Below are 25,521 nucleotides of genomic sequence, written 5' to 3' on the forward strand. Positions count from 1 at the left end.
GCAAGCACAGCACCGTCTCGGTCGCCAGGCCGACGGAGGAGACGCCATGACCGTCGAAGCCACCACCCCGGCGCAGGCGCCGGTGAACCTGGTCACCGTCACCATCGACGGCTTCCAGGTGAGCGTCCCGAAGGGCACGCTGATCATCCGGGCGGCCGAGTTGCTCGGCATCCAGATCCCCCGGTTCTGCGACCACCCGCTGCTGGATCCGGCCGCCAACTGCCGCCAGTGCCTGGTGGACATCCCCGACGCGGGCAACGGCCGGGGGTTCCCCAAGCCGCAGCCCTCCTGCGCGATCGAGGTCGCCGAGGGCATGGTCGTCCAGACCCAGCTCACCTCGCCGGTCGCGGAGAAGGCGCAGCGCGGCGTCATGGAGCTGCTGCTCCTGAACCACCCGCTGGACTGCCCGGTCTGCGACAAGGGCGGCGAGTGCCCCCTGCAGAACCAGGCCATGTCCAACGGCCAGGGCGAGAGCCGCTTCGTGGAGAAGAAGCGGACCTTCGAAAAGCCGGTCGCGCTCTCCTCGGAGGTGCTGCTCGACCGCGAGCGCTGCGTCCAGTGCGCGCGCTGCATCCGCTTCTCCGACGAGATCGCCGGCGACCCGCTCATCGACTTCTTCGAGCGCGGGGCCAAGGAGCAGGTCGGAGCCGCGGACGGCCGCCCGTTCGAGTCCTACTTCTCCGGCAACACGGTGCAGATCTGCCCGGTGGGCGCGCTGACCGGTGCCGCCTACCGCTTCCAGGCCCGCCCGTTCGACCTGGTCTCCACGCCCAGCGCCTGTGAGCACTGCGCCAGCGGCTGCTCCCTGCGCGCCGACCACCGGCGCGGCAAGATCACCCGCCGCCTGGCCGGGGACGACCCCGAGGTCAACGAGGAGTGGAACTGCGACAAGGGTCGCTGGGCCTTCACCTACGCGACCCAGCCCGACCGGCTGAAGACCCCCCTCGTCCGTGACGAGGAGGGTCGCCTGGTGCCGGCCTCCTGGCCGGAGGCGTTCGCCGCCGCCGCCAAGGGCCTGTCCGCGGCGCGCGGGCGCGCAGGCGTGCTCGTCGGCGGTCGCGTCACCGTCGAGGAGGCGTACGCGTACTCGAAGTTCGCCCGGATCGCGCTCGGGACGAACGACATCGACTTCCGCGCCAGGCCGCACTCCGAGGAGGAGGCGCGCTTCCTGGCGCACGCCGTCGCCGGCAAGGGCATCGAGGTCCGCTACGCCGACCTGGAGAAGGCGCCGGCGGTGCTCCTGGCGGGCTTCGAGCCCGACGAGGAGTCGCCGATCGTCTTCCTGCGCCTGCGCAAGGCATGGCGCAAGAAGGGCCTGAAGGTCTTCTCCGTCGCGCCGTTCGCCGGCCCCGGGCTGGCCAAGATGGGCGGCACGCTGATCCCGGCGGTGCCGGGCACCGAGACCGCCGTCCTGGACGACCTGGCCGCCGCCGACGTGACGGCCGCCGAGGCGATCAGGCAGCCGGGAGCGATCATCCTGGCCGGTGAGCGACTCGCCACCGTGCCGGGCGCGCTGTCGGCGCTGCTGCGCCTCGCCGACTCCAGCGGTGCCCGCCTGGCCTGGATCCCGCGCCGCGCCGGTGAGCGCGGGGCCGTCGAGGCCGGGGCGCTGCCGAACCTGCTGCCCATCGGCCGCCCGGTCGCGGACGAGACCGCCCGCGCCGAGGTGGCCAGGGCCTGGGACGTCACCTCGCTGCCCGAGGGCGAGGGCCGCGACACCACCGCCATGCTGGCGGCGGCGCTCGACGGAGAACTCGACGCCCTGGTCGTCGCGGGTGTCGACCCCTACGACCTGGCCGCGCCGCAGGCGGCCCTGCTGGCTCTGGAGAACACCCCGTTCATCGTGAGCCTGGAGCAGCGCGCCAGCGCGGTCACCGACCGCGCCGACGTGGTGTTCCCCGTCGCCGTGGTGGCCGAGAAGTCGGGCACCTTCGTCGACTGGGAGGGGCGCGGGCGCTCCTTCGAGGAGGCGCTCGGGGTTCCGGGGATCATGAGTGACCTGCGGGTCGTCTCCGCGATCGCCGACGCCATGGACGTGCACCTCGGCCTGCCCGACCCCGCCGCCGCCCGCCGCGAGATCGGCTCGATCGGCGCGTGGCGTGGCCCCAGGGCCGCGGCCCCCCAGGCGAGCGGCTCTCTCGCCGCCGGGCCGCGGGCGGGGGAGGCCGTCCTGGCCAGCTGGCACCTGCTGCTCGACGACGGCCGCCTGCAGGCGGGCGAGCCGTACCTGGCGGGCACCGCCCGCCCCGGCGTGGCGCTGGTGTCCGAGGCCACCGCCGCCGAGTGCGGCCTGGTCGACGGTGGCGAGGTGGTCGTCGGCACCGAGCACGGCTCACTGAGCCTGCCCGTGCGGATCGCGGACCTGCCCGACCGGGTGGTGTGGCTGCCGGCCAACTCCGAAGGTCGCTCGGTCACCCGTGACCTGCACGCCGTCGCCGGCGATGTGGTCAGGGTCGGCGCGGTGAACACCGCCGAGAGCACCACGGCCGGCGAGGTAAGCGCCGCCGGCGAAGCTAACGAGGAGCGGTAATGAATGCCCGGACTCTTCTAGCGGCCGATCCGACCCTTGCCGACTTCGGCAAGGACCCGCTCTGGATCAGCATCATCAAGGCCGTCGTCATCTTCATAGTCCTGATGCTGGGCGTGCTGTTCGGCGTGTGGTTCGAGCGCAAGCTCATCTCCCGCATGCAGAACCGGTACGGTCCCAACCGGGCGGGCAAGTTCGGGCTGCTCCAGTCGGTGGCCGACGGCCTGAAGATGGGGCTCAAGGAAGACCTGATGCCCCGGACCGTCGACAAGGCGATCTACTTCATCGCCCCGGTCGTCCTGGCGGTACCGGCCTTCCTGGCCTTCTCCGTCATCCCGATGGGCCCGATGGTGTCGATGTTCGGTGTCCAGACGCCGCTGCAGCTCACCGACCTCCCGGTCGCGGTGCTGCTGGTGCTGGCGATGGCCTCGATCGGCGTGTACGGCATCGTGCTGGCGGGCTGGGGCTCACGCTCCCCGTACTCGATCCTCGGCGGCCTGCGGGCCAGCGCCCAGGTGGTCTCGTACGAGATCGCGATGGGCCTGTCGTTCGTGGGCGTGTTCCTGTTCGCCGGGACGCTCTCCACCTCGGAGATCGTCGCGGCACAGGCCAAGGGCGGGGTGTTCACGCTGGGCGGCCTGGAGATCCCGATGCCCTCCTGGTACATGATCCTGCTGATCCCGTCCTTCCTGATCTACATCGTCACGATGCTGGGCGAGACCAACCGGGTCCCCTTCGACCTGCCCGAGGGTGAGGGCGAGCTGGTCGGCGGCTTCCAGACCGAGTACTCCAACTCGCTGAAGTTCGCGGTCATCATGCTCGCGGAGTACGTCAACGTCTTCGTGGTCTCCGCGGTGTCCATCACCCTGTTCATGGGCGGCTGGCGTGCCCCGTGGCCGATCTCCATGTGGGACGGCGCGAACACCGGCTGGTGGCCGCTGCTCTGGTTCTTCGCCAAGATGGTGCTGGTCTTCGGCTTCTTCGTCTGGTGCCGCGCCTCGCTGCCGCGCGTCAGGTACGACCAGCTCATGGCCCTCGGCTGGAAGGTCCTCATCCCGATCAACCTGGCGTGGATCCTGCTCGTGGCCACGGTCAGGGCCCTGCAGCTCGAAAACGTCAACCGGTCGCTCGTGCTCATCCTGGCCGCGATCGTGATGATCGGCTGCCTCGGGATCTGGTGGCGCTTCGACAGCGTGCTGCAGAAGCGCAAGGAGGCCAAGGCCGCACTGGTCGAAGCCGAGTTCGAGCAACTCCAAGCCGAGCCGACCGCGGGTGGCTTCCCTGTGCCGCCGCTCGACCTGCCGCACTACCACGGGGTAGAGCGCAAGGAGGTTCCCAGTGGGAGCAACTGATTGGCTGAATCCCATCAAGGGATTCGGCGTGACCTTCCACACGATGTTCAAGAAGGTCGAGACGGTCAACTACCCCGAGGAGAAGCGGCCCACGGCGCCGCGCTTCCACGGCCGGCACCAGCTCAACCGCTGGCCCGACGGCCTGGAGAAGTGCGTCGGCTGCGAGCTGTGCGCCTGGGCCTGCCCGGCCGACGCGATCTTCGTCGAGGGGGCCGACAACACCGACGAGGCACGGTTCTCACCCGGTGAGCGCTACGGGCGCACCTACCAGATCAACTATCTGCGGTGCATCCTGTGCGGCCTGTGCATCGAAGCCTGCCCGACACGGGCGCTGACGATGACCAACGAGTACGAGCTCGCCGACACCAGCCGTGAGAGCCTGATCTACACCAAGGAAATGCTGCTCGCACCGCTCGGTCCCGGCATGGAGGTCCCGCCGCACCCCATGCGTCTCGGCGAGACCGAAGAGGACTACTACCGGCTGGGACGCAACAATGGGTGAGACCATCACGTTCTGGATCCTGGCGGTCGTCTCGGTGTCGGCCGCCCTCGGGCTCGTCTTCAGCCGCAAGGCCGTCTACTCGGCCCTGATGCTGGGCGTCGTCATGCTCTCCCTGGCCGTGCTTTATGCGGTACAGGACGCCCCCTTCCTCGCCGCGGTGCAGATCATCGTCTACACCGGCGCGGTCATGATGCTCTTCCTGTTCGTCCTGATGCTCGTCGGCGTCGACTCGGCCGACTCGCTGGTCGAGACGATCAAGGGGCAGCGCGTCTGGGCGGCGATCGCGGGCCTGGGCTTCGCCTTCCTGCTCGCCCTGGGGGTCGGCAACGCCACCTTCGCCGCGCCCACCGGCCTGGCCGAGGCCACGAAGGCCGCGGGCGGCAACGTGCCCTCCCTGGCACAGCTGATCTTCACGCGGTACGTCTTCGCCTTCGAGGTCACCTCGGCGCTGCTGATCACCGCCGCGCTCGGCGCGATGGTGCTGGCGCACCGCGAGCGCATCCGGCCCAAGGCCACCCAGCGTGACCTGGCCCGCGCCCGGTTCAACGGCCCGCAGCCTTCGCCGCTGCCGGGACCCGGCACCTACGCGCTGCACAACGCGATCGACATGCCGGCCCTGCTGCCCGACGGCACGGTCGCCGACAAGTCCATCAACCGGGTGCTCGCCAGGCACGAGATGGAGGGCGGCTTCGCGCCGACCGACCCGGTGAAGGCGGCGCTCATCAAGCAGGTCCTGGAGCGGGACGCGGCGCAGGATCGCGATTCCGACTCAGGCGACAAGCCCGTCCAGGCGGAGGACGCGGCGCCCCAGCAGGAGGACGGCAAGTGACCACTCACTACCTGGTGCTCTCCGCGCTGCTGTTCGCGATCGGCGCCATCGGCGTGCTGGTACGGCGCAACGCGATCGTGGTGTTCATGTGCGTGGAGCTCATGCTCAACGCCTGCAACCTCGCGTTCGTCGCCTTCGCCAGGCAGCAGGGCAACCTGGACGGCCAGATCATCGCGTTCTTCGTGATGGTGGTGGCCGCGGCCGAGGTCGTCGTCGGCCTCGCCATCATCGTGATGATCTTCCGAACCCGCAGGTCCGCGTCGGTGGACGACGCGAACCTGCTGAAGTACTAAGAGGTGGCCGTGGAACCCGCTGAGATCATCCAGCATTCCGGGGGTGTGATCGGAGTCTCCTGGCTCATGGTCGCGCTCCCGCTGCTCGGTGCCGCGATCCTGCTGCTGTTCGGGCGCCGCACCGACCGCTGGGGTCACCTCCTCGGTGTCGTGATGTCCCTGGGCGCGTTCGCGGTGGCGGTCGCCGCCTTCGTCCAGCTGCTCGGGCTGCCCGAGGCCCAGCGTCGCCAGGGGGTCAGGCTCTACGAGTTCATCCCCGGCCTCGCCGACATGGGGCTGCTGATCGACCCGCTGTCGATCAGCTTCGCCCTGCTGATCACCGGTGTGGGATCGCTGATCCACATCTACTCGATCGGCTACATGTCGCACGACCCGGGCCGACGCCGGTTCTTCGCGTACCTGAACCTGTTCGTCGCCGCGATGCTCCTGCTGGTGCTGGCCGACAACTACGTCGTGCTGTTCGTCGGCTGGGAGGGTGTGGGCCTCGCCTCGTACCTGCTGATCGGCTTCTGGCAGTTCAAGCCCACGGCGGCGGCCGCGGCCAAGAAGGCGTTCATCGTCAACCGCGTCGGCGACTTCGGCCTGCTGATCGCGATCTTCACGATCTGGACGACGTTCGGCTCGGTCGCCTTCAACGAGCTCACCGGAGGGGCGGTCGGCGGAGCGATCTCCTCCGGCGCGGCCTCCCAGGGCACGATCACCGCGGTCGGCCTGCTGCTGCTCCTCGGTGCCTGCGGCAAGTCGGCCCAGCTGCCGCTGCAGTCGTGGCTGCTGGACGCGATGGAGGGCCCGACCCCGGTCTCGGCACTCATCCACGCCGCGACCATGGTCACCGCGGGCGTCTACCTGGTCGTCCGCTCCGGCGCGTTCTTCGAGGCCGCCCCGACCGCGCAGCTCGTCGTGACGATCGTCGGTGTGGCCACCCTGCTCGCCGGTGCGATCATCGGTTGCGCCAAGGACGACATCAAGAAGGGCCTCGCCGGTTCGACGATGTCGCAGATCGGCTACATGATGCTCGGTGCGGGCCTCGGCCCGGTGGGCTACGCCTTCGCCATCGCGCACCTGATCGCGCACGGCTTCTTCAAGGCCAACATGTTCCTCGGGGCGGGCTCGGTCATGCACGCCATGAACGACGAGGTCGACATGCGCAAGTACGGTGGCCTGTTCTCGGTGATGAAGGTCACCGCGGCCACCTTCATGATCGGCTATCTCGCGATCATCGGGTTCCCGCTGCTGTCCGGTTACTTCACCAAGGACGGCATCATCGAGACGGCCATGGAGCACAACCAGATCCTCGGCTGGCTCGCGGTCGTCGGTGCCGGCATCACCGGCTTCTACATGTCGCGGATGGTCTTCATGACCTTCTTCGGCAAGCGGCGCTGGGCCGACGACGCGCACCCGCACGAGTCGCCCTCCGTGATGACCGTGCCGCTGATCCTGCTGTCGATCGGTTCGGTCTTCCTGGGCGCCTTCCTGATCCTGGACAACCGGCTCATGAGATTCCTCGCCCCGGCGGTCGGCCTGCCCGAGCACCTGCCCGGATTCCACCCCTTCAGCGTCCCCGGTCTGACCACGCTCGCGCTGGTCGCCGTCGGCGTCGTCTACGCCTGGTTCCGCTACGGTGCCGCCGAGGTGCCCCGGCTCGCCCCGCGCGGCTCGTTCCTCACCACCTTCGCCCGCCGTGACCTGTACGGCGACGCCCTGAACGAGGCGCTGTTCATGCGCCCCGGCCAGTGGCTGGCCCGGTTCGCGGTGTTCTTCGACAACCGCGGCATCGACGGCCTGGTCAACGGCCTGGCGGCGGGGATCGGCGGGACCTCCGGGCGGCTGCGCCGCATCCAGACCGGCTACGTACGGTCCTACGCGTTGTCCATCCTCTTCGGTGCCGCCGTGGTCGTTGGCGCGCTGCTCTACGTAGGGAACATGTGATGCCCTGGCTCTCGACCCTGATTGCCGTGCCCGTTCTGGGCGCGGTGGGTGTCTCCCTTGTCAAGAGTGACAAGCTCGCGAAGCAGCTGGCGCTGGCGGTCTCACTGGTCGTGCTGGCGCTCACCGGCGCCCTCGCGTACCTGTTCGAACCGGCCTCCGAGACGCGCTTCCAGTTCGCCGAGGTCTACGAGTGGATCCCGCGGTTCGGCGTCCACTACGGCGTCGGCGTGGACGGCATCGCCCTGGTGCTGATCGCGCTGTCGGCGGTGCTCGTGCCGATCGTGATCCTCGCCTCCTGGCACGACGCCGACGGAACCGGGGCCGCGGCTCCGCCCAAGCGCTCGGTGAAGACCTACTTCGCGCTGCTGCTGGTGCTGGAAGCGATGATGATCGGCGTCTTCGCGGCGACCGACGTCTTCCTCTTCTACGTCTTCTTCGAAGCCATGCTCATCCCGATGTACTTCATGATCGGGTCGTACGGCGGAGCCCAGCGGTCCTACGCGGCCGTGAAGTTCCTGCTGTACTCGCTCTTCGGCGGCCTGCTCATGCTGGTCGCGGTGATCGCGCTCTACGTGATCGCCGACAAGGGCACCTTCATGTTCCCCGAGCTGATCGGCGTCATCCAGGACCCGACCACGCAGAAGTGGCTCTTCGCGGGCTTCTTCATCGCGTTCGCGGTCAAGGCGCCGCTCTGGCCGTTCCACACCTGGCTGCCCGACGCCGCCGCGCAGGCCCCGGCCGGCGCCGCGGTGCTGCTGGTGGGCGTGCTGGACAAGGTCGGCACGTACGGCATGCTCCGCTTCTGCCTGGAGCTCTTCCCGGACGCGTCGAAGTTCTTCACCCCGCTGGTGATCGTGCTGGCGGTGGTGGGCATCGTCTACGGTGCGATCGTGGCCATCGGCCAGACCGACATGAAGCGCCTGATCGCCTACACCTCGATCTCGCACTTCGGCTTCATCGCGCTGGGCGTCTTCGCGATGACCAGGGACGCGGGCGCGGGCGCCACCCTCTACATGGTCAACCACGGCTTCTCGACCGGTGCGCTCTTCCTGGTCGCCGGTTTCCTGATCTACCGCCGGGGTTCCAGCCAGATCGCCGACTACGGAGGCGTGCAGAAGGTCGCCCCGCTGCTGGCCGGCACCTTCCTGATCGCCGGCCTGTCCGGGCTCTCCCTGCCAGGACTGTCCACGTTCGTCAGCGAGTTCATGGTCCTGATCGGCACCTTCGAGCGCTACCCGGTCGCGGCGATCATCGCGACGAGCGGCGTCGTCCTGGCGGCCGTCTACATCCTGTGGATGTACCAGCGCACGATGACCGGCCCCTCGAAGGAGTCGGCCCACGTCATGCCCGACCTCAACTGGCGCGAGATCTGGGTGATGGGCCCGCTGATCGCGGTGATCATCGCCATGGGCTTCTTCCCCAAGCCGGTGCTTGACGTGATCAATCCCGCGGTCGACAAGACGATCTCCAGCGTCCACATCGAACCGTTCACGCCCGCCGTGGCAGAGAAGAAGGGGGCCGGCCAGTGAACGGCACCATCCAAGCCCCGACAATCGAGTACGCGCTGCTCTCGCCGATGCTGCTGGTGTTCGGTGCGGCGATCATCGGGGTGCTGGTCGAGGCGTTCGCGCCCCGCTACCTGCGCAAGTCGATCCAGATGCCGCTCACGCTGCTCGCCCTGCTCGGCGGGTTCGTCATGACCGTCCTGTCTGCCCTCAACGGCCTGCCGGACGCGCCGGCGGCCATGGGGTCGATCGCGGTGGACGGCCCCTCCCTGTTCATCTGGGGCATCATCCTCGTCCTGGCGCTGGTCAGCACGCTCCTGATCAACGACGAGGACCAGTTCGTCGCGCAGGCGGCGGCGGTACCGGGAAGCCCGGACGAGGAGGAGGCGATCCTCAGCGGACACGCCCAGACCGAGGTCTACCCGCTGCTGCTGTTCTCGGTCGGCGGCATGCTGCTCTTCGCCTCCGCCAACGACCTGCTGGCCATGTTCGTCGGCCTTGAGGTCATGTCCCTGCCGCTGTATCTGCTCTGCGGTCTGGCCCGCCACCGCCGCCTGCTCTCGCAGGAGGCCTCGGTCAAGTACTTCCTGCTCGGCGCGTTCTCCTCGGCCTTCTTCCTGTACGGCATGGCCCTGGTCTACGGCTACGCCGGGTCGGTGGACCTGAAGGTCATCAGCGCCGCGCTCACCAAGGTCAGCGGCCAGGAGACGCTGCTGCTGCTCGGCCTCGCGCTGCTCGGTGTCGGCCTGCTCTTCAAGGTCGGAGCCGCGCCGTTCCAGGCGTGGAAGCCTGACGTCTACCAGGGAGCGCCCACCGCGGTCACCGCTCTGATGGCCTCCACGGTGCTCGTGGCGGCCTTCGGCGCGGTGCTGAGGGTCTTCTGGGTCGCCCTGGGCGGCCTGGAGTGGGACTGGAAGCCGGTCATGTGGGGCATCGCGATCCTGACGATGATCGTCGGTGCGATCCTGGCCATCACCCAGACCGAGATCAAGCGGATGCTCGCCTACTCCTCGATCGCGCACGCGGGCTTCCTGCTCACCGGCGTCGTCGCGATCGGCGCCGCCGAGCAGAACAAGCACGCCCTGTCGGCCATCCTGTTCTACCTGGCCGCGTACGGCTTCACCACGGTCGGCGCCTTCGCGGTCGTCACCATGGTCCGTGACGCGGGAGGCGAGGCCGGGCATCTGTCCCGCTGGGCCGGTCTGGGCAAGCGTTCCCCCGTTCTCGCGGGTATTTTCGCCTTCTTCCTGCTGGCCTTCGCCGGCATTCCGCTCACGAGCGGCTTCTTCGGCAAGTACGCCGTTTTCTCGGCGGCGGTCGCCGGAGACGCGCTGCCGCTGGTCATCGTGGGTGTGGTCAGCTCGGCGATCGCCGCGTTCTTCTACGTCCGGGTGATCGTGCTGATGTTCTTCAACGAGCCCGCCGTCGACGGACCGTCCATCGCGACGCCCACCGTGGGCACCTCGGCTGTGGTCGCCCTCGCGGCAGCGGCTACGGTAGTGCTAGGGGTTTTCCCGCAGCCGGTGCTCGATCTCGCGGATCAGGCTGCGTCCGCGCTGTTCATTCGCTAGAGGAGTAACGGTTCATGGCTGCGCCACCGGTTGTTGATCTTCCGTTCGTCGACGAACGGTTGGCGCAGGACCTCGCTACCGGACTGGCCGAGGTCGAGAAACTGCTGCGATCCTCGGTGGAGAGTGAGGACGCCTTCGTCACGGAGGCGTCCAAGCACCTCATCGAGGCGGGCGGCAAGAGGTTCCGGGCCATGCTGGTCCTGCTCGCCGCCCAGTTCGGCTCACCCGCGGCGGCGGGAGTGGTGCCCGGGGCCGTGGTGATCGAGCTGACCCACCTGGCGACGCTCTACCACGACGACGTGATGGACGAGGCCCCGGTCCGCCGGGGCTCTCCGTCGGCCAACGCCCGCTGGGACAACACCGTGGCCATCCTGACCGGCGACTACCTGTTCGCCCAGGCCTCGGAGATCCTCGCCGACCTTGGCTCCGACGTCATCAGGATCCAGGCGCAGACGTTCTCCCGGCTGGTCCGCGGCCAGATCCGCGAGACCATCGGCCCCCGCTCCGGCGAGGACCCGGTGGCCCACTACATCGGGGTGCTGGCCGACAAGACCGGCTCGCTGATCGCCACCTCCGGCCGGTTCGGCGCCATGCTCAGCGGTGCCACGCCCGAGGTGGTCGAGCGACTGACCCGGGCCTGCGAGGCCATCGGGGTCGCCTGGCAGCTCGGCGACGACCTGCTGGACGTCGCCTCGGAGACGGCCGAGTCGGGCAAGACGCCGGGCACCGACCTGCGCGAGGGCATCCGGACCCTGCCCGTGCTCTACGTCCTGGCGTCGGACAACCCCGAGAACGTCCGGCTGCGCGAGTTGCTGGCCGGTCCGGTGGCCGAGGAGGACATCGAGGAGGCCCTGCGTCTGCTCCGCGCCGACCCCGCCATGGGACATGCCCGCGCCGAGCTGCTCGACTGGGTCGACCGTGCCCGCGAGGACCTCGCGGGCCTTCCCGACATCCCGGCCCGCGCCGCCTACCTGGCCCTCTGCGACTACGTCGTCGAGCGCTCCGGCTGAGCGCCGGTCCAGGACAGGACCCAGCCCGGCCCGGCGACAGCGCCGAGCCGGGTTTTTCGTGTTTCTTCCACGATATTATTTGCAGGTCAAAGCAAATAATGTATGTGCATGTAGACTCCTGCCGGATAGCACACTCCAGGAGGAATCACCATGTCGTGGGACCGTTTCGCTCTCTTGCACGCACGCGTGGAGGCGGAGTTGGCCAAGGCACTCCAGCGCGGTCACGGCCTGGGGTTGTCGGAGTACCGCGCACTGATCCAGCTCGCCGCCGTCCCCGACGGCTCCATGCGCATGCAGGAACTCGCCGAGGCGGTGGGGCTCAACCAGAGCTCGGTGACCCGCCTTGTCGCCCGTCTCGAAGAGGCCGGGATGACCCGGCGCAACCTCTGCTCGGACGATCGGCGCGGCGTCTACTCGGTGATCACCGACGAGGGGCGCATCCGACTGGCCGGTGCCAGGCCCACCTACGAGCGCTCCCTGAGCGCCGCGCTGGAGCAGGCGGGCGTCGACCCGGTCTTCACCCCCCTGGTCCTCGCCGTACGCGGCTCCTGAGGCTTATGAGGCGTTCTGTACGGCTACCTGCTTGGGTGCGCGGCGGGCCTGAGTGGCCGTCCTGAGGCTGTCCCAGGTGAAGACCGACAGCGCCAGCCAGATGATGGCGAACCCCACCCAGCGGCTGGGCGGCATGACCTCGCGTATGACGACCACCCCGCACAGGAACTGCAGGATCGGGGCGATGTACTGCAGCAGGCCGATCGTGGTGAGAGGTACCCGAAGCGTGGCGGCGGTGAAGCAGAGCATCGGAACGGCGGTGACCACACCCGCTCCGGCCAGCAGGAGCGCGTGGCCCGCCCCCCAGTTGCCGAACGTGCTCGTCCCCTGCTGCCCCAGGTAGGTCAGGTAACCCAGCGCGGGGAGCAGCAACACCAGCGTCTCGACCGTCATGCTTTCCGCCGCACCCACCCCGGCGATCTTCTTGACCAGGCCGTAGGTGCCGAAACTGGCGGCCAGCGCCAGCGCGATCCACGGCGGCCGCCCGTAGTCGACGGCCAGGACGATCACGGCCACCGCCCCCAGCCCCACCGCGGCCCACTGCCACGGCCGCAGCCGCTCCTTCAGCAGCAGGACGCCGAAGAGCACGCTGACCAGGGGGTTGATGAAGTAGCCGAACGAGCTCTCGACCACGTGCCCGGTGTTGACGGCGTAGATGTAGACGCCCCAGTTGATCGTGATGAGCACTGCGGCCAGGAGGAGAAGGCCGACCTTTCTCGGGGTGCGCAGCAGCTCGCGGAACCAGGACCAGTGGCGCCGCACCGCCAGGATGGCGACGACGGCGACCAGGGACCAGGCCATGCGGTGGGCCAGGATCTCCAGGGCGCCGGAGGGCTTCAGGAGCGGCCAGTAGAGCGGGAACAGGCCCCACATTGCGTAGGCGGCGATCCCGTAGAGAACTCCACGGCGTGTTTCAGGCATGACCCCTATCTTTACTCCTTACTTGATTTAACACAATTTAGCTGTGCTTTTCGATCAGTTAAGAAACGCTTGTGGGAACACGGGGGAGGCGCCCTCGGTTGCTTCCTGGTGAGAACGTGTCAGGAGGAGGTTCGCAATGGGCTGGCTGTTCGGCAAGGACAAGACTTCCATGGTGTCCCCGGAGAACGCGCTGCCGGGCCGTGCCACCAGGATGGCGGTGCCCGGGCGTCATGAGGTTCTCGACGCCCCGCTGGCTCCGCCGTACCCCGAGGGGAGTGAGATCGCGGACTTCGGCCTCGGCTGTTTCTGGGGCGCCGAGCGCATTTTCTGGCAGACCCCGGGTGTGGTCTCCACCTCCGTCGGCTACGGGGGCGGCTACACCCCGAACCCGACCTACGAGGAGGTCTGCACCGGCCAGACCGGTCACACCGAACTCGTCCGCGTCGTCTTCGACCCGGCCCGGGTGTCCTACGAGGAACTGCTGCGCGTCTTCTGGGAGTCGCACAACCCCACCCAGGGCATGCGCCAGGGCAACGACGTCGGCACGCAGTACCGCTCGGCGATCTACTTCCACTCACCCGAGCAGGAGAAGGCCGCCCTGACCTCGCGTGACGCCTACCAGAAGGTCCTCACCGACTCCGGCTACGGCGCCATCACCACCGAGATCGCCCCCGCCGGCGACTACCACTTCGCCGAGCAATATCACCAGCAGTACCTCTACAAGAACCCCGGCGGCTACTGCGGCATCGGCGGCACCGGGGTCGCATGCCCGGTCGGCCTCACCTCCGGTGAGGCGTAGACCTGCGGAGATGGTCAGCACCTGGCTCGTGATCGCCCGGCGTGCCCAGGGTCGATCATGGGCCAGAGCTGTACACCTCCGGGTGGCTTAACGGCTGCTCGTGGAGTGCGCGGGATGTGGGCCAGTGGGTGCGTAGGGTGGTGTCGTGACGGAAACAGAGGCCACGGGCTATGACTGCCTGTCGTCTCGTCTGGTTCCGGAGAGCGAGCTGCGGACATTCCTGCTGGACTGTTTTGAGATCGCCGAGTGTGAGTTGTTCGTGGGCCATGACGATCGGGTCGCCGAGCGGTTGCGGGACATCCCACAGGACGTGGTGTTCTCCGTGTTCTGCACGTACCGGCAGGTCTTCGGCCACTTCGCGATGGGCTTCGACGTCGGCGTCGAGGGCCGGTCGGCCGAGCGAGTCGGCCGCCGGGAGTTCGCCGAACGGTTCGCCGCCCACTTCGATACGTACGTGCTGTATGGCGACACCGAACCACCGGGACTGTGGACGGTGATCTTTGCGGATGGTACCCGCCTTCGCGCCGCGATGGATGAGGAAGACAACCGGTATGTGCTCTACGCGGCCACAGCGCCAGTGCCGGGCCTACCCGAGGTCCGCGTGGACGAGGGCCTGTGGCGGCTCCGATAAGCCTTCGCCGGCCGGCGCCTGGATCCGCTGAGAACGCCGCCACAATCCGGTCGGAACCCTCTACCTAGACCAACCTGGCACTTGTACTGACCGGGGACGTGGCTCCGACCTCACGAGTGCGCCTGCTTCGGCAAGGTCAGGATTTCGGCTCCATCGTTGGTGATGGCGATCGTGTGCTCACTGTGTGCTGTCCGGCAGCCTGTCGCACTTCGGAGCGTCCACCCGTCGGCATCGGTGACAAGTTCAGCGGTGTCCGCCATGACCCACGGCTCCAGTGCCAGCAGCAGGCCAGGGCGCAGCCTGTATCCACGGCCAGGCCGTCCGGTGTTTGAAACGTGCGGGCCCTGGTGCATCGTTGATCCGATGCCATGACCTCCGAACTCGGTGTTGATCGGGTACCCAGCCTCGCTGAGGACGGAGCCGATGGCATGGGAGATGTCGCCGATGCGGGCTCCGGGTCCGGCAGCGGCTATCCCCGCGCTCAGTGCGCGTTCGGTTGCGCTGATCATCGCGACGCTCTCCGGGGGCTTTGATTCGCCCACGATGAAGCTGATGGCAGAGTCTGCGGCGACTCCGCCTTTGGAGACGGCGAGGTCGAGTGTCAGCAGGTCGCCGTCGGCAAGCGTGTAGTCGTGTGGCATTCCGTGGAGCACGGCGTCGTTGACGGCCGTGCAGATGTAGTGGCCGAACGGCCCGCGCCCGAAGGACGGCTCGTAGTCGACGTAGCAGGACTGCGCTCCGGCCTCGACGATCATGGTCTCGGTCCACCGGTCGATGTCCAGGAGGTTCGTGCCGACCGTGCTACGGCTCTTCAGGGTCTGCAGAATGTCAGCGACCAGGGCGCCTGTGTCCTTTGCTCGGGCCAGTTCGGTGGGGTTCAGGATCTCGATCATGCAGCGTCTCTCTCGCGCAACCAATAACTATCCCGGCCATATTATCCCGGTACACTCGGAGCCATGGTCAGGTTGCCGCTCACTCCCGCAGAGGTCGAGCGCGGACAGCGCCTCGGTGCCCTGTTGCGTCGCGCCAGGGGAGAGCGCTCGATGCTCGAGATCGCGCTCGGTGCACGTGTCTCACCGGAGACCCTCCGAAAGATCGAGTCGGGCCGCGTGGCGACCCCTGCCTTCCCGACCATCGCTGCGATCGCCGATGTCCTCGGTCTCTCCCTCGATGCGGTGTGGGCCGAGATCAACCAGCCCGAACGTGGTGTCGAACCGACCAGGTCCGGTCGCAACACACGTGAGTGGTCGGCCCGCCGGACGGTCCTGGTTCCGACCGAGGAATAGCTCTTCGGATCTTGCCGTACGGCTCACGCCCACGTCGATGTGCGGGATGTGCTGGAAGAGTTGCTGGGGCATGAGCGGCGCTTTTGGGGGCAGAGCGCACGGGCGCGGGGGTTCCTGCGGGGAACCGGTGGGCTGAGTACGTGGGCGGTCGAACGGACGGTGGCGGTAGGCACGCCACTGGGGGCGCATGGTCACGCTCAAGCGGCCCAAGTGGTGGGGTGGCCTCGGGGGCGGTATCCCCCGAAGGTGACCAGCAGTGGTTGGGACGGTTACGACCGGAGAACTACACGTCACATCGGGGTGCCGGCCGAGGTGAACAGGTTGGCCAGGGGCCTCGCCGTCGGGATTATGGAGGAGTGTCGCGGAGTTCCTTGGATCGCGCGTGTCGGCTGTGGGCGAGCTTGGCCCGTGTCCCTGTCACGTTCCCCGTGCGTGGAGACGTGACCGTGGTCGTCTCTCCCGAGTCGTGGTTGTGTCCGTCGGGATGGACGGGCATCGTCACGTTGGACGGGGCCGCTCTGGTCACGGTGCCCGACGCCGGTTTGATCGAGCCGTTGCGTGACGTCCTGCTCAGCGATCTCCACGAAACCGGCATTGATCTTTCGCGGCTCCCCGCCCGGCTTCCGGTCCTCGACGCCCTGGGCCCGGCAACGCTTGCGTACCTCGATGCCGATGACTTCGCTGCGGCCCGCGTCGACGCTGAAGTCGAACGTCTGTCAGCAGGGCATCGCGATATCGACGGCCTGGTGGCCTCGGTGGGCAAGGAGGATGCCGATGAAAGCGGGATGGAGGAGGTCGCTTCGGCGGCTGGATGATCCGTGAAGGCCGGAATGTGATCGCCGCCGCCGGGTATCGCCCATGGTTGAATACAGCGGCGCAGCTGTCCGTGTTGACCGCCGCGAAGTATCGCGGCCGTGGCCTGGCTCGCTTGGTGGCCTCGGCGGCGGTGGCTGACGCTCTGGTCAACGGGTTGCTGCCGCAGTGGAGAGCGCGTCCGGAGCCGTCGCGACGAGTCGCCCGAGCTCTCGGTTTCCGGGAGTTCGGCTCGCAGATCAGCCTTCTCATGAAGCACTGACCGCCGGCCCGCGCTCGAATCGGCGCCTCGCGGCTCTTGACCGGCAAGCCGTTAGGCTGTGCCCGTGACACCCAGTGCTGAGCGGGGGACGGCGTTGCGCGCGGACGCCGCACGCAACCGCGCACGGGTGTTGAAGGTCGCCCGCGAGCAGTTGGCCATGGGCGACGACTCGCTCATGCTGAACACCATCGCCCGGCTCGCGGGAGTGGGCGTCGGGACCGTGTACCGGCATTTCCCCAACCGGCACGCGCTGCTGGAGGCGCTGCTGGCGGAACGCTTCCAGCAGCTCGTCGACGAGGCGCAGGCCGCGGCGGCCGACGAGGACGCCCTTTCAGGTCTGCACCGTCTTCTGCGTTTCACTCTCGGACGCATGCTGGACGACGCCGGGTTCGCAGCGGTGCTCGAATCCGCCAGCGACGCCGATGCGCAGACCTCGGCGATGAAGGTCGAGCTGGACCGTGCCGTCGCGGAGCTGCTCGACCGTGCCTGCCGCGCGGGCGCCATCCGGCGGGGCATCGAGGCGGACGATGTCCGTCGTCTGCTCTGCGGCATCGAGCACGCGGTCCGCTCCGGCGGCAACGACGCCGAGCAGGCCGAGATCTACCTCGACGTCCTCCTTGAGGGCCTGCGCCCCCCGCGCTGACGGCAGCCTGGAACCCGCAGCTTGGGAGTTCGTTGCCGCCCGCCCGCCTCCGCTAAACGGATAGTCATCCGTTTATGCTACGGTGTGAGCCATGAAACGGATGGCTATCCGGTAGCGTTCGACCAGTGGAGGGCGGGACCATGGGCAAACGGGCCGTGGTGACGGCGGGGACCGGAGGAATCGGCCTGGAGACCGCGATGGGGCTGGCGGCGACAGGTCACGCGGTGACCGTGATCGGCCGGAACGCCGAGCGGGGTGCTCGCGCGGTCGAGAGAATCGACGCGGTGGCGACAGGGCAGGGGGCGAGGTTCGTCGCCGCCGACCTCGCATCGCTCGACTCCGTCCGAGGGCTGGCCGCCCGGCTCGCGGGAGAGGGCCCGCTGAACGTCCTGGTCAACAATGTCGGGGCGATGTTCGCAGATCGGCAGCAGACGGTGGACGGGATCGAGGCGTCGTTCGCCGTCAACCACCTTTCCCCGTACCTGCTGACCGAACTGTTGCTGGAGCCGCTCCGGGCCGGAGGACCGAGCCGGATCGTGAATGTCACCTCGGGCGCGGTCCGGGCGGCCAAACGCTCCTTCGACACCGTCGAGCCGCCGGGCGGCTACTACGGCTTTCACTGGTACGGCCGAGCGAAGCTCGCCAACCTCGCTTACACGCTGGATCTGGCGGAGCGGCTGCGAGGCACGGGCATCTCGGTTTTCGCGGCCGATCCCGGCGGCGCGGCCACCGCGATGACCGACGGCACCATGCGGTCGCCGAAGATCGTCTCGCCGGGGCTGCGGCTGCTTTGGCCGCTGGTCCGGCGTACCTTCGAACGCGCCACGTCCGGCTCCGCGTCACTGGCCGCACGGTCGTCGGTCCTCGCGGCGGCCGACGCCTCACTGGACGGGCGGACCGGCCTGGTCATCGGACCCGAGGCTCGTCCCGTCGCGCCCTTCCGTCCCGTCACCGACTCCCGAATGGCCGAGGCCGTCCTCCGGCTCAGCCGGCGGCTGGCCCCGCTCACCTCGACCTGACCTTCACGCGAGAGGGAACGGCCCAGCCGTGGGATCTGCGGCGCCGGCCAGATGGAGGTGAAATCCGCCGCACGGGCCCCGTACTCCCGGAGACCCCGGCCTGGTGCCGGTCCTGTGGTTCTGGAGCTCCGAGGGCTTCGGATCCCGCCCTCTGAGGTGCGCGGCCGCGCCCAGGCACTGAAGGTCACCGCGCCATCGGCGGCACCAACGTCAAGCTGGGTGACCCGTCCGAATGGGCCGCCTGCCAGACGGGCCTGGTTTCGACCGAGGAGTAGTTCTCCGGGTTTTACCTGTGCGGCTCGCGCCCGATTCCTGGTCGTGAGCCGTGTCCGTCTGTGCGGCTTCGCCGTCGCTCCTTCATCGAAGGAGAAACTGATCGAGGGCAACCTCCCAAGGCTTGCTGCACGATTCATGGCTGTTCTTCGCGGTGCGAGTCGTCTGACGACTCGGCCTGCCCGGCTTGCTGACAGGTGATGGTGTGGCGCTCCTTGCCACAGTTCGCCGACTTCAGAATGTGTTCTGACTTACGATGGCAGGGTGAGCACCAGCAACGCCGACGCCGTCACCTTCTCGGACCTGTCGAGAAACCCCCGAGCCGTCGCAGAGCGCGCCGCGCGCCTCGGTCGAGTACGTGTCACCCACCGCGACGCCCCGGACTTCTACCTGACCGCCGCCGATCGTGAGGATCAGCGCGGGCAGACGTTGGCTACGGCATCCCGTCTGTTCCTCGCCCTCATCAAACACGATCCGACCGCCCGCGCGCTGGTCATCGCCATGCCCGAAGTCTTCCCCTGGGTTCGCCACCTCACCTCCGCCGAACTACGTGCCTTCACCCTCGAACTGGTAGAGGCGCTCTCTGATGCTGCGGAACTGGATGTCGATGTCACCACACAGGAAGTCATCGCAGGCTGGCGGGCGACCGCTCGGATCAAGGCCGATCCCGCGCACTACGCCCAGGCTCGCAAGGCCACAAGCGGCGACTTCGGGCCGGTAGAGGTTTCGGCGTGAGTCCGAAGCGTGGTGACCGGGTCACGGTCCCGCCTCCGGATGACGAATGGGATATCCGGTTCGGTATCAGTGACGCGGTCAAAGGATGGGAGGAGTTGTGCCGTCACGCCCTGGGCAACACACGCCGATGTTTCGAGGCGCTACGCGTTGATCCACGCTCACGGGCGGATCATGAGCGTCAACATCGCCTACGCGGCGACCTCGCGACTCATCGTCATAACGGCAAGGACCTGGAGCAATGGGAATTCGAGGTCACCAGCGGCGGGCGCGTCCGTTATGTCATCGATGACGCCACTCGTACCGTCTGGATTGTTTACGCCTCACCTCGTCACCCGAAAGACACCGACGACTGAAACCGGAGGCGAGAATCCAATCAAGTGATCTCTCGTCCGAACCGAGGTGGCTTCTCGACTCTCGGTGGATACCGCAGCCTCGGCGGCACCAACGTCAAGCTGGGTGACCCGTCCGAGTGGGGAGCCTGCCAGACTGGCCTGCTCCCCACTGAGAAGTAGCTCTTCGCGTGCTGCCCATGGGCTGCGCCGATCTTTATGGCCCGTGAGGATGTGGCGGCACTCGACCTGGAGGAAGCAGTTGATCTCTGGGCGGAGTTTCGCGCGGGGCCACGTTAGCCCGTAGTCGCCGTTCACGGGTTGGAACTGTGCACGGCGAGCGCCATTCGGTGCTGGGTTGCTGCGATATCGGTGGGACCGGGGTTGCGTGCCCCGTGAGACTGACCTCCGGCGACGCGTAGACCTGCGAAGACAGCCGAAACTTGGCCTAGGTCGGCCCGGTCCGTCCGGTGTTGATTTGGGACCGGTGTCGTTTTCGGCGAGGAGTTTCATTACAGGGTTCACCCGCCACGCATCGCTCCTACTGCCGGGGGTCCGCGGCCAGGTTGAAAAGAATGCGCCGGTCAGCGGCACGCCTGGCCGGACGGTGCGCTCCGCCGGGCGCTCCATGTCACCACCGCCGCGGCGGGCGGGTTAAGGGCCCCGCACAGCACCCGCCAGGTGCCGCAGCGGCAGGTCTGGTAGCGCACCAGTCCTTCACTGGTGTGGTGGTGGGAGCGGGTGTGCCAGTCATGTCCGTCGTGGTCGTTCATGGGTCCAGCGTGCTGTAATGGCATTGTGCATCTCAACCCTTACGGGGCGGACGCGGTCCTTCTGATGGCGGACCTGGCCAACTTCCCGCCCGCATCCCTCGACGACCTGGTGAAACGGTGCGCGGACGCCGGCCTCGTCATCGACCGCCCCCCGGGGGAGGCGGATCTAGCTGCCGCGCTCAACCTGGCCGAGCAGTGGTGCGAGATCGTCGACATCCGCGACGAGCGCGCACGGGTCGCGCTGCTCAACGACCTGCTGGCCACCTCGGCGGCGTATCCCCGCGTCACTGACCACGCCGGAACCGGCTGGCACCTGCACTATCGCGACGCGGGCCTGTCGCTCGGCGGCGTGCTGCGCGCGCTGGTCGCGGTGGGCACCGCCCTGCATCTGACGGGGCGCGGCATGTCGCGGCTGGCGCGCTGCGCACGCGACGGCTGCGGGCTGGTTTACGCGGACGTCTCGCGGAGCGGCCGGCAACGCTACTGCTCGCCGCGCTGTGCCAACCGGGACGCGGTGCGGCGGCACCGTGCCCGGCACGCTCCTCCTTCTCCGGTGAATCGACAGTGAACCTCTGCGGGCGGCCACCGACTACTGCGGCCTTAGTGGCACCGGTGTCTCCTGCCCGGTGGGGCTGACGAGTTCTTCGGAGGAGTGACCGGACACGGAGACCCCTTGTGGACGATCAAGGGGTCCTCCGCAGGCGGGACTCGGCCCGGCCGAGCGTCGTGCGCGTGGCGGATCCGGTGGTGCCTCAAACCGTGACGACGACCTTTCCCGGAGCGTGTCCCTCTTCCACATATCCGATGGCCGCCGGGATCTCTTCGAATGGGTAACACCGGTCGATGACCGGAGTGATTTTTCCGCCCTCGATGAGCTCGGTCAGCGTCATCAAGTTCTGTTTGTTCTCCGTGCATCCGACCACGTCCGCCATGATCGTCCTTTGGGACATGAACCGCGACATGATGAGCGCCGAGAACATGTGGCCAACGGGTTGCAGCCACCGGCCGGCCTGCCCACCGATGATGACGCGGGCCCCTCTGGGGGCCAACACCCGCCGGCATGCCGACGTCGAGAGGCCTCCCGCGATGTCCAGCAGGAGATCGTAGCGCTGTCCATTCCGCGTGAAGTCCTCTTTGGTGTAGTCGATGACCTCATCCGCGCCGATCGATCGGACCAGGCCCACGTTCCGCGTGCTGCAGACGCCGGTGACCTCCGCGCCGATCGCCCGGGCGATCTGCACGGCGAACGTCCCCACACCTCCCGAAGCGCCGTTGACGAGGACCTTCTGTCCCGGCTGGACTCGTCCCTTGTCGCGCAGGCCCAGCAGGGCGGTGTTGGCGGCCAGCGGTACCGCCGCCGCCTGCTCATACGACAGGTTCTTCGGTTTCGGCGCCAGTTCGTCTTCCCGGACGCACACGTATTCGGCGAAGCCGCCCTGCTTGGGCATCGCGAACACCTCGTCGCCGGGGCGGAACTCCGTCACGTCCTTGCCGACCGCCTCGACCTGTCCCGCCATGTCGGCGCCCAAGATGTCGATCCTCGACTTGCGCAGCCCGAGGCCGCCGCTCATCAGCCGCGAGACGTACGGCTCCCCTCTCATGAAGTGCCAGTCATAGGGCTGGACGGAGGTGGCCCGCACCCGGACCAGCACCTCGTCGTCGCCGGGCACGGGCTTGTCGATGTCGGTGAGATCCAGTACGTCGGGTGAGCCGTACGAACGTAGGACGAACGCTTTCATCACATTCTCCTTATCCATCGCGGGTGCGGGTGTCAGCCGTGCCGCAGATTCGTGATCGACGCTGTGGCCCGTATCGATGGGTCGGAGGCATCGCCGGCCGGATGGCGACAAGCGTGTCTCGAGCCACCGAGAATCAGCGTAAAAGGCTGCTACAAAGGGCTCATCGGCCGAAAGTACGCCTGATTGGCGGATGATCGGCTGGCTCAGACCAGGCCGTTCTACCGATGAGCCGCCACTGTCTCAGTCGTCACGATCAGGTCATGACCGATGAGAGCCTGACAGGACACCTTCCGTCTCCACAGTCACCGCGAAACGGCCGGTCGGCGGGTGACCGGAACACAGCAGGGACTTCCGCCGTAGCCTTCTCCGCCAGGGCGGACTGGCTCGTGCCCGCTGCGCTGGTCGTGCTCAGCGCTGTTCCGATGGCCGCCGGAGCCGTCCGCCTGACCGAGCTGACGGGCGGCGCGGAAATCACACCGGAGAACGCACGGTTCTTCGCGGCGCCCCTGCCTGTGGTGCTGCACATCCTCAGCGTCGTCCTGTACAGCGTTCTGGGGGCCTTTCAGTTCGCCCCCGGTTTCCGCCGCCGGAGGCCCACCTGGCACCGCGTCGCCGGGCGGGTTTTGGTCCCATGTGGACTCGTCGCAGCGCTTTCGGGGCTGTGGATGACCCTGTTCTATCCCCGCCCCGTCGGCGACGGCGATCTCCTCGCCGGGTTCCGGCTCGTGTTCGGCACGGCCATGGTCCTGTCCATTCTCCTCGGCCTCGCCGCGATCCGGCGACGGGACGTCGCCAGGCACCGCGCCTGGATGATCCGCGGTTACGCGATCGGTCTGGGCGCGGGCACGCAGGCGCTGACCCATCTGTTCTGGTTCCTGTTCCTCGGCACACCTGGGGAGTTCCCCAGAGCCCTGCTCGTGGGCGCCGGGTGGGTGATCAACCTCGCGGTGGCCGAGTGGTTCATCCGCAGGCGGCCGGTCCGTCCACCCCGTACCCCCGCTCCGCGGGCGGGTCTTATGGGTGGGTGACCGGGACACCTGCGCCCCAGTCGGATTCCCGGGCCGCGGAGGAACGGGGACCCGTCACCGGGAGTAAGGGGGCGTCGTGGAGGCGGTGGGTGAAACCCGGCCCGCTCCCGCCACGGCGGGAGCGGAGCCGCACCGACCCGTCGCGGCGAGGGATCCGTCACGGTACAGGGGGCGTCGCCGTAGCCGGCTCAGTTCCTGACCCGGTTGGTCTCGTAGGCCCACATGGCGATCTCGACGCGGTTGCGGGCGCCCAGCTTGGCCAGCAGGCTGGCGATGTGGGACTTCACCGTGCTGAGAGAGATGTGCAGCTCGTCGGCGATCTCGTTGTTGGTCCGTCCACGTGCCACGGTGGCCAGGATCTGTTCCTCCCGGGCCGTGAGCGCCTCGATGGGGTGTACCGGCGGTGTGGCGGGCACGGTGCGGGCGAAGGTTCCCAGCAGTCGGGCGGTGACGCTCGGGGCGATGAGCGCGTCGCCGTTCGCGGCGGCGTGGACGGCCTGGGAGAGCAGGTCGGCTCCGGCGTTCTTGAGCAGAAAACCCCGGGCACCGGCTCGCAGCGCGGCGTAGACGTACTCGTCGAGGTCGAAGGTGGTGATGACGACGACGGCGAGGGGATCCTCGATGCCCGGCCCGGCGAGGGAGCGGGTGGCTCCGATGCCGTCGAGGCCGGGCATGCGGATGTCGAACAGGCACACGTCAGGGCGTAGGCGCCGCGCGAGCTGGACGGCCCGCCACCCGTCGGCGGCTTCGCCGACGACCTCGATGTCCGGCTGGGCGTCGAGGATCATGGTGAGCCCGGTACGGACGATCTCCTGGTCGTCGGCGACGAGCACCCGGATGCTCATGTCACCGCTCCGGTCCGGGGCAGTACGGCGGTCACGGTCCAGCCCCGATCCGGGGCGGGGCCGGCTTCGCAGGTGCCGCCCAGCAGGTCAGCACGTTCGATCATGCCGATGAGCCCGTATCCCGGTGACCCGGCCGGGCGTACCAGGCCGCTGTCGCCGTCGTCGCTCACCCGCAGGCGCACCGATGTGTCGTCGGCGGCGACGCGAACCTCGATGCGGGTGGCATGACGGGCGTGCCGTCGAGCGTTGGTGACCGACTCCTGGGCGATGCGGTAGATCGCAGCCTCGACCGGCAGGGGAAGGTCACCGATGTCGTCGGAGATCTCCACGTCGACGGACGGGCCGGAGCGGCCTGGGCTCGCGAGCTGTTCGAGGTCGGTGATGCGACGGCCGGGCGCCGACTCCGCGGGTTGGTCCCGGCGCAGGAGGCGGACCAGGGCGCGCATCTCGTCGAGGGCGCGTGCCGCCTCGGCCTCGATCACGTGGAGTGCCTCGGTCGCGGAGTTGGGCCGCGACGCCGAGGTGGCGATGCCCGCCTGCGCTCGGATCGCCATCGCCGAGATGTGATGGGCGACGGTGTCGTGCAGGTCGCGGGCCAGCCGTTCGCGTTCGAGCAGCTTGATCTGGTCGAGCTCGCGCATTCTCGCCCCGGCCCGGTAGCGGAACGTCCCGCCCAGGGCGATGGCCGAGAGCGTGACGGCGAACGCGCCGACCGTGTCGCCGGGGGTGAGGCGGCCGAAGAACAGCGAGAGGGAGACCGTGACGAGCGTGATCGTCAAACCGATCGCGACCTCGCGTCCCGACCCCCACCGGAACAACGAGTACAGCAGGACCAGCACGTACACCATCGTGTACGTCTCCAGGGCGTCGCCGTCCGTCAGCAGCGGGGCCAGGCTCGTGGTGGCGAAGACGATCACGACCATCAGCAGCGGCCTGGTCCGGCGCCACAACAGCGTGGGCACCAGCCCGACGGTGACGGTCACCGAGACGGCCCGCCATGGAAGATCGGGCCGCAGAACTCCTTCGAGCACCGCGACCGCCACGAGTACTCCCACGAGTGCCCAGTCCCGCCAAGCCCGCGACGGCGGGTTGGGGGGGCGGGGCTCGTCCCACACGGAGCGAAGAAGGGGGAGCACATGACCATGGTACGAAAGCCCACGCGGCTCGGGGCGGCCCAAAGTACAAGACGAACATTTCACTGTCGCGCGGCCCCGACATGTGGGAGCGCGTGTGGCGGTGCGGCCGTACCGCGCCGCTCTGACGAAGCGCCGCACAGTGGCGCTAAAAGATCTTGAAAAAGATTTGAGCGGGCTGTCGAATCGGGGTGGTCTCGTTCGAAGCGTGGTCAGAGGGCC

Annotated in this window: 27 protein-coding genes; 21 read left to right on the forward strand and 6 right to left on the reverse strand. The window is 68.3% G+C overall.

Annotation, left to right across the window (positions count from 1 at the left end):
- Nucleotides 1-46 precede the first annotated feature (46 nt).
- The 10 genes from ABT130_RS13095 to ABT130_RS13140 all read left to right on the forward strand — a co-directional run bounded on the left by ABT130_RS13095 (nucleotide 47) and on the right by ABT130_RS13140 (nucleotide 12,070).
- Entirely contained in the window at nucleotides 47-2,530 is a 2,484-nt protein-coding gene (locus tag ABT130_RS13095; RefSeq protein ID WP_350918462.1) for an NADH-quinone oxidoreductase subunit G, read from the forward strand.
- Nucleotides 2,530-3,879, forward strand: a complete 1,350-nt coding sequence (gene nuoH / locus ABT130_RS13100; RefSeq protein ID WP_350918459.1) for an NADH-quinone oxidoreductase subunit NuoH — start codon at nucleotides 2,530-2,532, stop codon at nucleotides 3,877-3,879. Before ABT130_RS13095 ends, nuoH begins: the two co-directional genes overlap by 1 nt.
- Nucleotides 3,866-4,381, forward strand: a complete 516-nt coding sequence (nuoI, locus tag ABT130_RS13105) for an NADH-quinone oxidoreductase subunit NuoI (protein WP_350955372.1) — start codon at nucleotides 3,866-3,868, stop codon at nucleotides 4,379-4,381. The genes nuoH and nuoI overlap by 14 nt, the downstream gene beginning before the upstream one ends.
- A complete protein-coding gene (locus tag ABT130_RS13110) occupies nucleotides 4,374-5,210 on the forward strand; it encodes an NADH-quinone oxidoreductase subunit J (protein ID WP_350955374.1) in 837 nt (278 codons plus the stop codon). Before nuoI ends, ABT130_RS13110 begins: the two co-directional genes overlap by 8 nt.
- Nucleotides 5,207-5,503 carry an NADH-quinone oxidoreductase subunit NuoK gene (nuoK, locus tag ABT130_RS13115; protein ID WP_350918451.1) on the forward strand — a complete coding sequence of 99 codons (297 nt, stop codon included), beginning with the start codon at nucleotides 5,207-5,209 and terminating at the stop codon, nucleotides 5,501-5,503. The genes ABT130_RS13110 and nuoK overlap by 4 nt, the downstream gene beginning before the upstream one ends.
- 66 nt (nucleotides 5,504-5,569) lie before the next feature.
- The gene (nuoL, locus tag ABT130_RS13120; RefSeq protein ID WP_350955460.1) at nucleotides 5,570-7,432 is read left to right on the forward strand and encodes an NADH-quinone oxidoreductase subunit L; all 1,863 of its coding nucleotides are present in this window, start codon (nucleotides 5,570-5,572) and stop codon (nucleotides 7,430-7,432) included.
- Complete coding sequence (locus ABT130_RS13125; protein WP_350918448.1) at nucleotides 7,432-8,961, forward strand: NADH-quinone oxidoreductase subunit M; 1,530 nt, start codon at nucleotides 7,432-7,434, stop codon at nucleotides 8,959-8,961. The genes nuoL and ABT130_RS13125 overlap by 1 nt, the downstream gene beginning before the upstream one ends.
- Complete coding sequence (nuoN, locus tag ABT130_RS13130; protein WP_355615097.1) at nucleotides 8,958-10,508, forward strand: NADH-quinone oxidoreductase subunit NuoN; 1,551 nt, start codon at nucleotides 8,958-8,960, stop codon at nucleotides 10,506-10,508. Before ABT130_RS13125 ends, nuoN begins: the two co-directional genes overlap by 4 nt.
- 14 nt (nucleotides 10,509-10,522) lie before the next feature.
- Nucleotides 10,523-11,518, forward strand: a complete 996-nt coding sequence (locus tag ABT130_RS13135; RefSeq protein ID WP_350918445.1) for a polyprenyl synthetase family protein — start codon at nucleotides 10,523-10,525, stop codon at nucleotides 11,516-11,518.
- A 150-nt stretch (nucleotides 11,519-11,668) separates the two neighbouring features.
- Nucleotides 11,669-12,070, forward strand: coding sequence for a MarR family winged helix-turn-helix transcriptional regulator (locus tag ABT130_RS13140; protein ID WP_350918442.1), 402 nt, complete (start codon nucleotides 11,669-11,671; stop codon nucleotides 12,068-12,070).
- Nucleotides 12,071-12,073: 3 nt separating this feature from the next.
- Here the strand turns inward: ABT130_RS13140 and rarD are convergent, their stop codons facing one another.
- Nucleotides 12,074-12,991: an EamA family transporter RarD gene (gene rarD / locus ABT130_RS13145; protein ID WP_350955375.1), complete on the reverse strand. Its 918-nt coding sequence runs from the start codon at nucleotides 12,989-12,991 to the stop codon at nucleotides 12,074-12,076.
- Nucleotides 12,992-13,127: 136 nt separating this feature from the next.
- On the opposite strand from rarD, the gene msrA reads away from it, so the two are divergent.
- Nucleotides 13,128-13,790 (forward strand): peptide-methionine (S)-S-oxide reductase MsrA, encoded by a 663-nt coding sequence (gene msrA, locus ABT130_RS13150; RefSeq protein WP_350955376.1) that lies wholly within the window; start codon nucleotides 13,128-13,130, stop codon nucleotides 13,788-13,790.
- Nucleotides 13,791-13,935: 145 nt separating this feature from the next.
- Nucleotides 13,936-14,421: a hypothetical protein gene (locus ABT130_RS13155; protein ID WP_350955377.1), complete on the forward strand. Its 486-nt coding sequence runs from the start codon at nucleotides 13,936-13,938 to the stop codon at nucleotides 14,419-14,421.
- Nucleotides 14,422-14,531: 110 nt separating this feature from the next.
- On the opposite strand, the gene map is transcribed toward ABT130_RS13155, so the two are convergent.
- Nucleotides 14,532-15,314 (reverse strand): type I methionyl aminopeptidase, encoded by a 783-nt coding sequence (map, locus tag ABT130_RS13160; protein WP_350955379.1) that lies wholly within the window; start codon nucleotides 15,312-15,314, stop codon nucleotides 14,532-14,534.
- Nucleotides 15,315-15,377: 63 nt separating this feature from the next.
- On the opposite strand from map, the gene ABT130_RS13165 reads away from it, so the two are divergent.
- The 7 genes from ABT130_RS13165 to ABT130_RS13195 all read left to right on the forward strand — a co-directional run bounded on the left by ABT130_RS13165 (nucleotide 15,378) and on the right by ABT130_RS13195 (nucleotide 19,805).
- Nucleotides 15,378-15,707: a helix-turn-helix domain-containing protein gene (locus ABT130_RS13165; protein WP_350955381.1), complete on the forward strand. Its 330-nt coding sequence runs from the start codon at nucleotides 15,378-15,380 to the stop codon at nucleotides 15,705-15,707.
- Between the two features lie 440 nt (nucleotides 15,708-16,147).
- Complete coding sequence (locus ABT130_RS13170) at nucleotides 16,148-16,522, forward strand: hypothetical protein (protein WP_350955383.1); 375 nt, start codon at nucleotides 16,148-16,150, stop codon at nucleotides 16,520-16,522.
- A complete protein-coding gene (locus ABT130_RS13175; RefSeq protein WP_350955385.1) occupies nucleotides 16,519-16,782 on the forward strand; it encodes a GNAT family N-acetyltransferase in 264 nt (87 codons plus the stop codon). The genes ABT130_RS13170 and ABT130_RS13175 overlap by 4 nt, the downstream gene beginning before the upstream one ends.
- A gap of 64 nt (nucleotides 16,783-16,846) precedes the next feature.
- Nucleotides 16,847-17,425, forward strand: coding sequence for a TetR/AcrR family transcriptional regulator (locus ABT130_RS13180; protein ID WP_350955387.1), 579 nt, complete (start codon nucleotides 16,847-16,849; stop codon nucleotides 17,423-17,425).
- Between the two features lie 140 nt (nucleotides 17,426-17,565).
- Nucleotides 17,566-18,444 carry an SDR family NAD(P)-dependent oxidoreductase gene (locus ABT130_RS13185; RefSeq protein ID WP_350955389.1) on the forward strand — a complete coding sequence of 293 codons (879 nt, stop codon included), beginning with the start codon at nucleotides 17,566-17,568 and terminating at the stop codon, nucleotides 18,442-18,444.
- Nucleotides 18,445-18,981: 537 nt separating this feature from the next.
- Nucleotides 18,982-19,452, forward strand: coding sequence for a hypothetical protein (locus tag ABT130_RS13190; RefSeq protein WP_350955391.1), 471 nt, complete (start codon nucleotides 18,982-18,984; stop codon nucleotides 19,450-19,452).
- Nucleotides 19,449-19,805: a hypothetical protein gene (locus ABT130_RS13195; RefSeq protein WP_350955393.1), complete on the forward strand. Its 357-nt coding sequence runs from the start codon at nucleotides 19,449-19,451 to the stop codon at nucleotides 19,803-19,805. Before ABT130_RS13190 ends, ABT130_RS13195 begins: the two co-directional genes overlap by 4 nt.
- A gap of 560 nt (nucleotides 19,806-20,365) precedes the next feature.
- Here the strand turns inward: ABT130_RS13195 and ABT130_RS13200 are convergent.
- Nucleotides 20,366-20,554, reverse strand: a complete 189-nt coding sequence (locus ABT130_RS13200) for a hypothetical protein (protein ID WP_350955394.1) — start codon at nucleotides 20,552-20,554, stop codon at nucleotides 20,366-20,368.
- Nucleotides 20,555-20,579: 25 nt separating this feature from the next.
- Between ABT130_RS13200 and ABT130_RS13205 the strand changes: the two genes are divergently transcribed.
- The gene (locus tag ABT130_RS13205) at nucleotides 20,580-21,122 is read left to right on the forward strand and encodes a CGNR zinc finger domain-containing protein (protein WP_350918397.1); all 543 of its coding nucleotides are present in this window, start codon (nucleotides 20,580-20,582) and stop codon (nucleotides 21,120-21,122) included.
- A gap of 184 nt (nucleotides 21,123-21,306) precedes the next feature.
- Here ABT130_RS13205 and ABT130_RS13210 read toward each other — a convergent pair whose 3' ends face one another.
- Entirely contained in the window at nucleotides 21,307-22,293 is a 987-nt protein-coding gene (locus ABT130_RS13210; RefSeq protein WP_350955395.1) for an NAD(P)-dependent alcohol dehydrogenase, read from the reverse strand.
- Between the two features lie 386 nt (nucleotides 22,294-22,679).
- On the opposite strand from ABT130_RS13210, the gene ABT130_RS13215 reads away from it, so the two are divergent.
- Entirely contained in the window at nucleotides 22,680-23,321 is a 642-nt protein-coding gene (locus tag ABT130_RS13215) for a DUF2306 domain-containing protein (RefSeq protein WP_350955397.1), read from the forward strand.
- A gap of 188 nt (nucleotides 23,322-23,509) precedes the next feature.
- Here the strand turns inward: ABT130_RS13215 and ABT130_RS13220 are convergent, their stop codons facing one another.
- Nucleotides 23,510-24,166 carry a response regulator gene (locus ABT130_RS13220; protein WP_350918382.1) on the reverse strand — a complete coding sequence of 219 codons (657 nt, stop codon included), beginning with the start codon at nucleotides 24,164-24,166 and terminating at the stop codon, nucleotides 23,510-23,512.
- Nucleotides 24,163-25,302, reverse strand: coding sequence for a sensor histidine kinase (locus ABT130_RS13225; protein ID WP_350955399.1), 1,140 nt, complete (start codon nucleotides 25,300-25,302; stop codon nucleotides 24,163-24,165). Before ABT130_RS13225 ends, ABT130_RS13220 begins: the two co-directional genes overlap by 4 nt.
- Between the last annotated feature and the right edge of the window lie 219 nt (nucleotides 25,303-25,521).

The organism is Streptosporangium sp. NPDC001681 (assembly GCF_040298085.1).
Classification (GTDB): Bacteria; Actinomycetota; Actinomycetes; order Streptosporangiales; family Streptosporangiaceae; genus Streptosporangium.

What these genes read in the sequence shown, in the direction of transcription:
- ABT130_RS13095 (WP_350918462.1), top strand. Translation starts at nt 47, where the DNA reads ATGACCGTCGAAGCCACCACCCCGGCGCAGGCGCCGGTGAACCTGGTC.
- nuoH (WP_350918459.1), top strand. Translation starts at nt 2,530, where the DNA reads ATGAATGCCCGGACTCTTCTAGCGGCCGATCCGACCCTTGCCGACTTC.
- ABT130_RS13110 (WP_350955374.1), top strand. Translation starts at nt 4,374, where the DNA reads ATGGGTGAGACCATCACGTTCTGGATCCTGGCGGTCGTCTCGGTGTCG.
- nuoL (WP_350955460.1), top strand. Translation starts at nt 5,570, where the DNA reads ATGGTCGCGCTCCCGCTGCTCGGTGCCGCGATCCTGCTGCTGTTCGGG.
- ABT130_RS13125 (WP_350918448.1), top strand. Translation starts at nt 7,432, where the DNA reads ATGCCCTGGCTCTCGACCCTGATTGCCGTGCCCGTTCTGGGCGCGGTG.
- ABT130_RS13135 (WP_350918445.1), top strand. Translation starts at nt 10,523, where the DNA reads ATGGCTGCGCCACCGGTTGTTGATCTTCCGTTCGTCGACGAACGGTTG.
- ABT130_RS13140 (WP_350918442.1), top strand. Translation starts at nt 11,669, where the DNA reads ATGTCGTGGGACCGTTTCGCTCTCTTGCACGCACGCGTGGAGGCGGAG.
- rarD (WP_350955375.1), bottom strand. Translation starts at nt 12,991, where the DNA reads ATGCCTGAAACACGCCGTGGAGTTCTCTACGGGATCGCCGCCTACGCA.
- msrA (WP_350955376.1), top strand. Translation starts at nt 13,128, where the DNA reads ATGGGCTGGCTGTTCGGCAAGGACAAGACTTCCATGGTGTCCCCGGAG.
- map (WP_350955379.1), bottom strand. Translation starts at nt 15,314, where the DNA reads ATGATCGAGATCCTGAACCCCACCGAACTGGCCCGAGCAAAGGACACA.
- ABT130_RS13165 (WP_350955381.1), top strand. Translation starts at nt 15,378, where the DNA reads ATGGTCAGGTTGCCGCTCACTCCCGCAGAGGTCGAGCGCGGACAGCGC.
- ABT130_RS13175 (WP_350955385.1), top strand. Translation starts at nt 16,519, where the DNA reads ATGATCCGTGAAGGCCGGAATGTGATCGCCGCCGCCGGGTATCGCCCA.
- ABT130_RS13185 (WP_350955389.1), top strand. Translation starts at nt 17,566, where the DNA reads ATGGGCAAACGGGCCGTGGTGACGGCGGGGACCGGAGGAATCGGCCTG.
- ABT130_RS13200 (WP_350955394.1), bottom strand. Translation starts at nt 20,554, where the DNA reads ATGAACGACCACGACGGACATGACTGGCACACCCGCTCCCACCACCAC.
- ABT130_RS13210 (WP_350955395.1), bottom strand. Translation starts at nt 22,293, where the DNA reads ATGAAAGCGTTCGTCCTACGTTCGTACGGCTCACCCGACGTACTGGAT.
- ABT130_RS13220 (WP_350918382.1), bottom strand. Translation starts at nt 24,166, where the DNA reads ATGAGCATCCGGGTGCTCGTCGCCGACGACCAGGAGATCGTCCGTACC.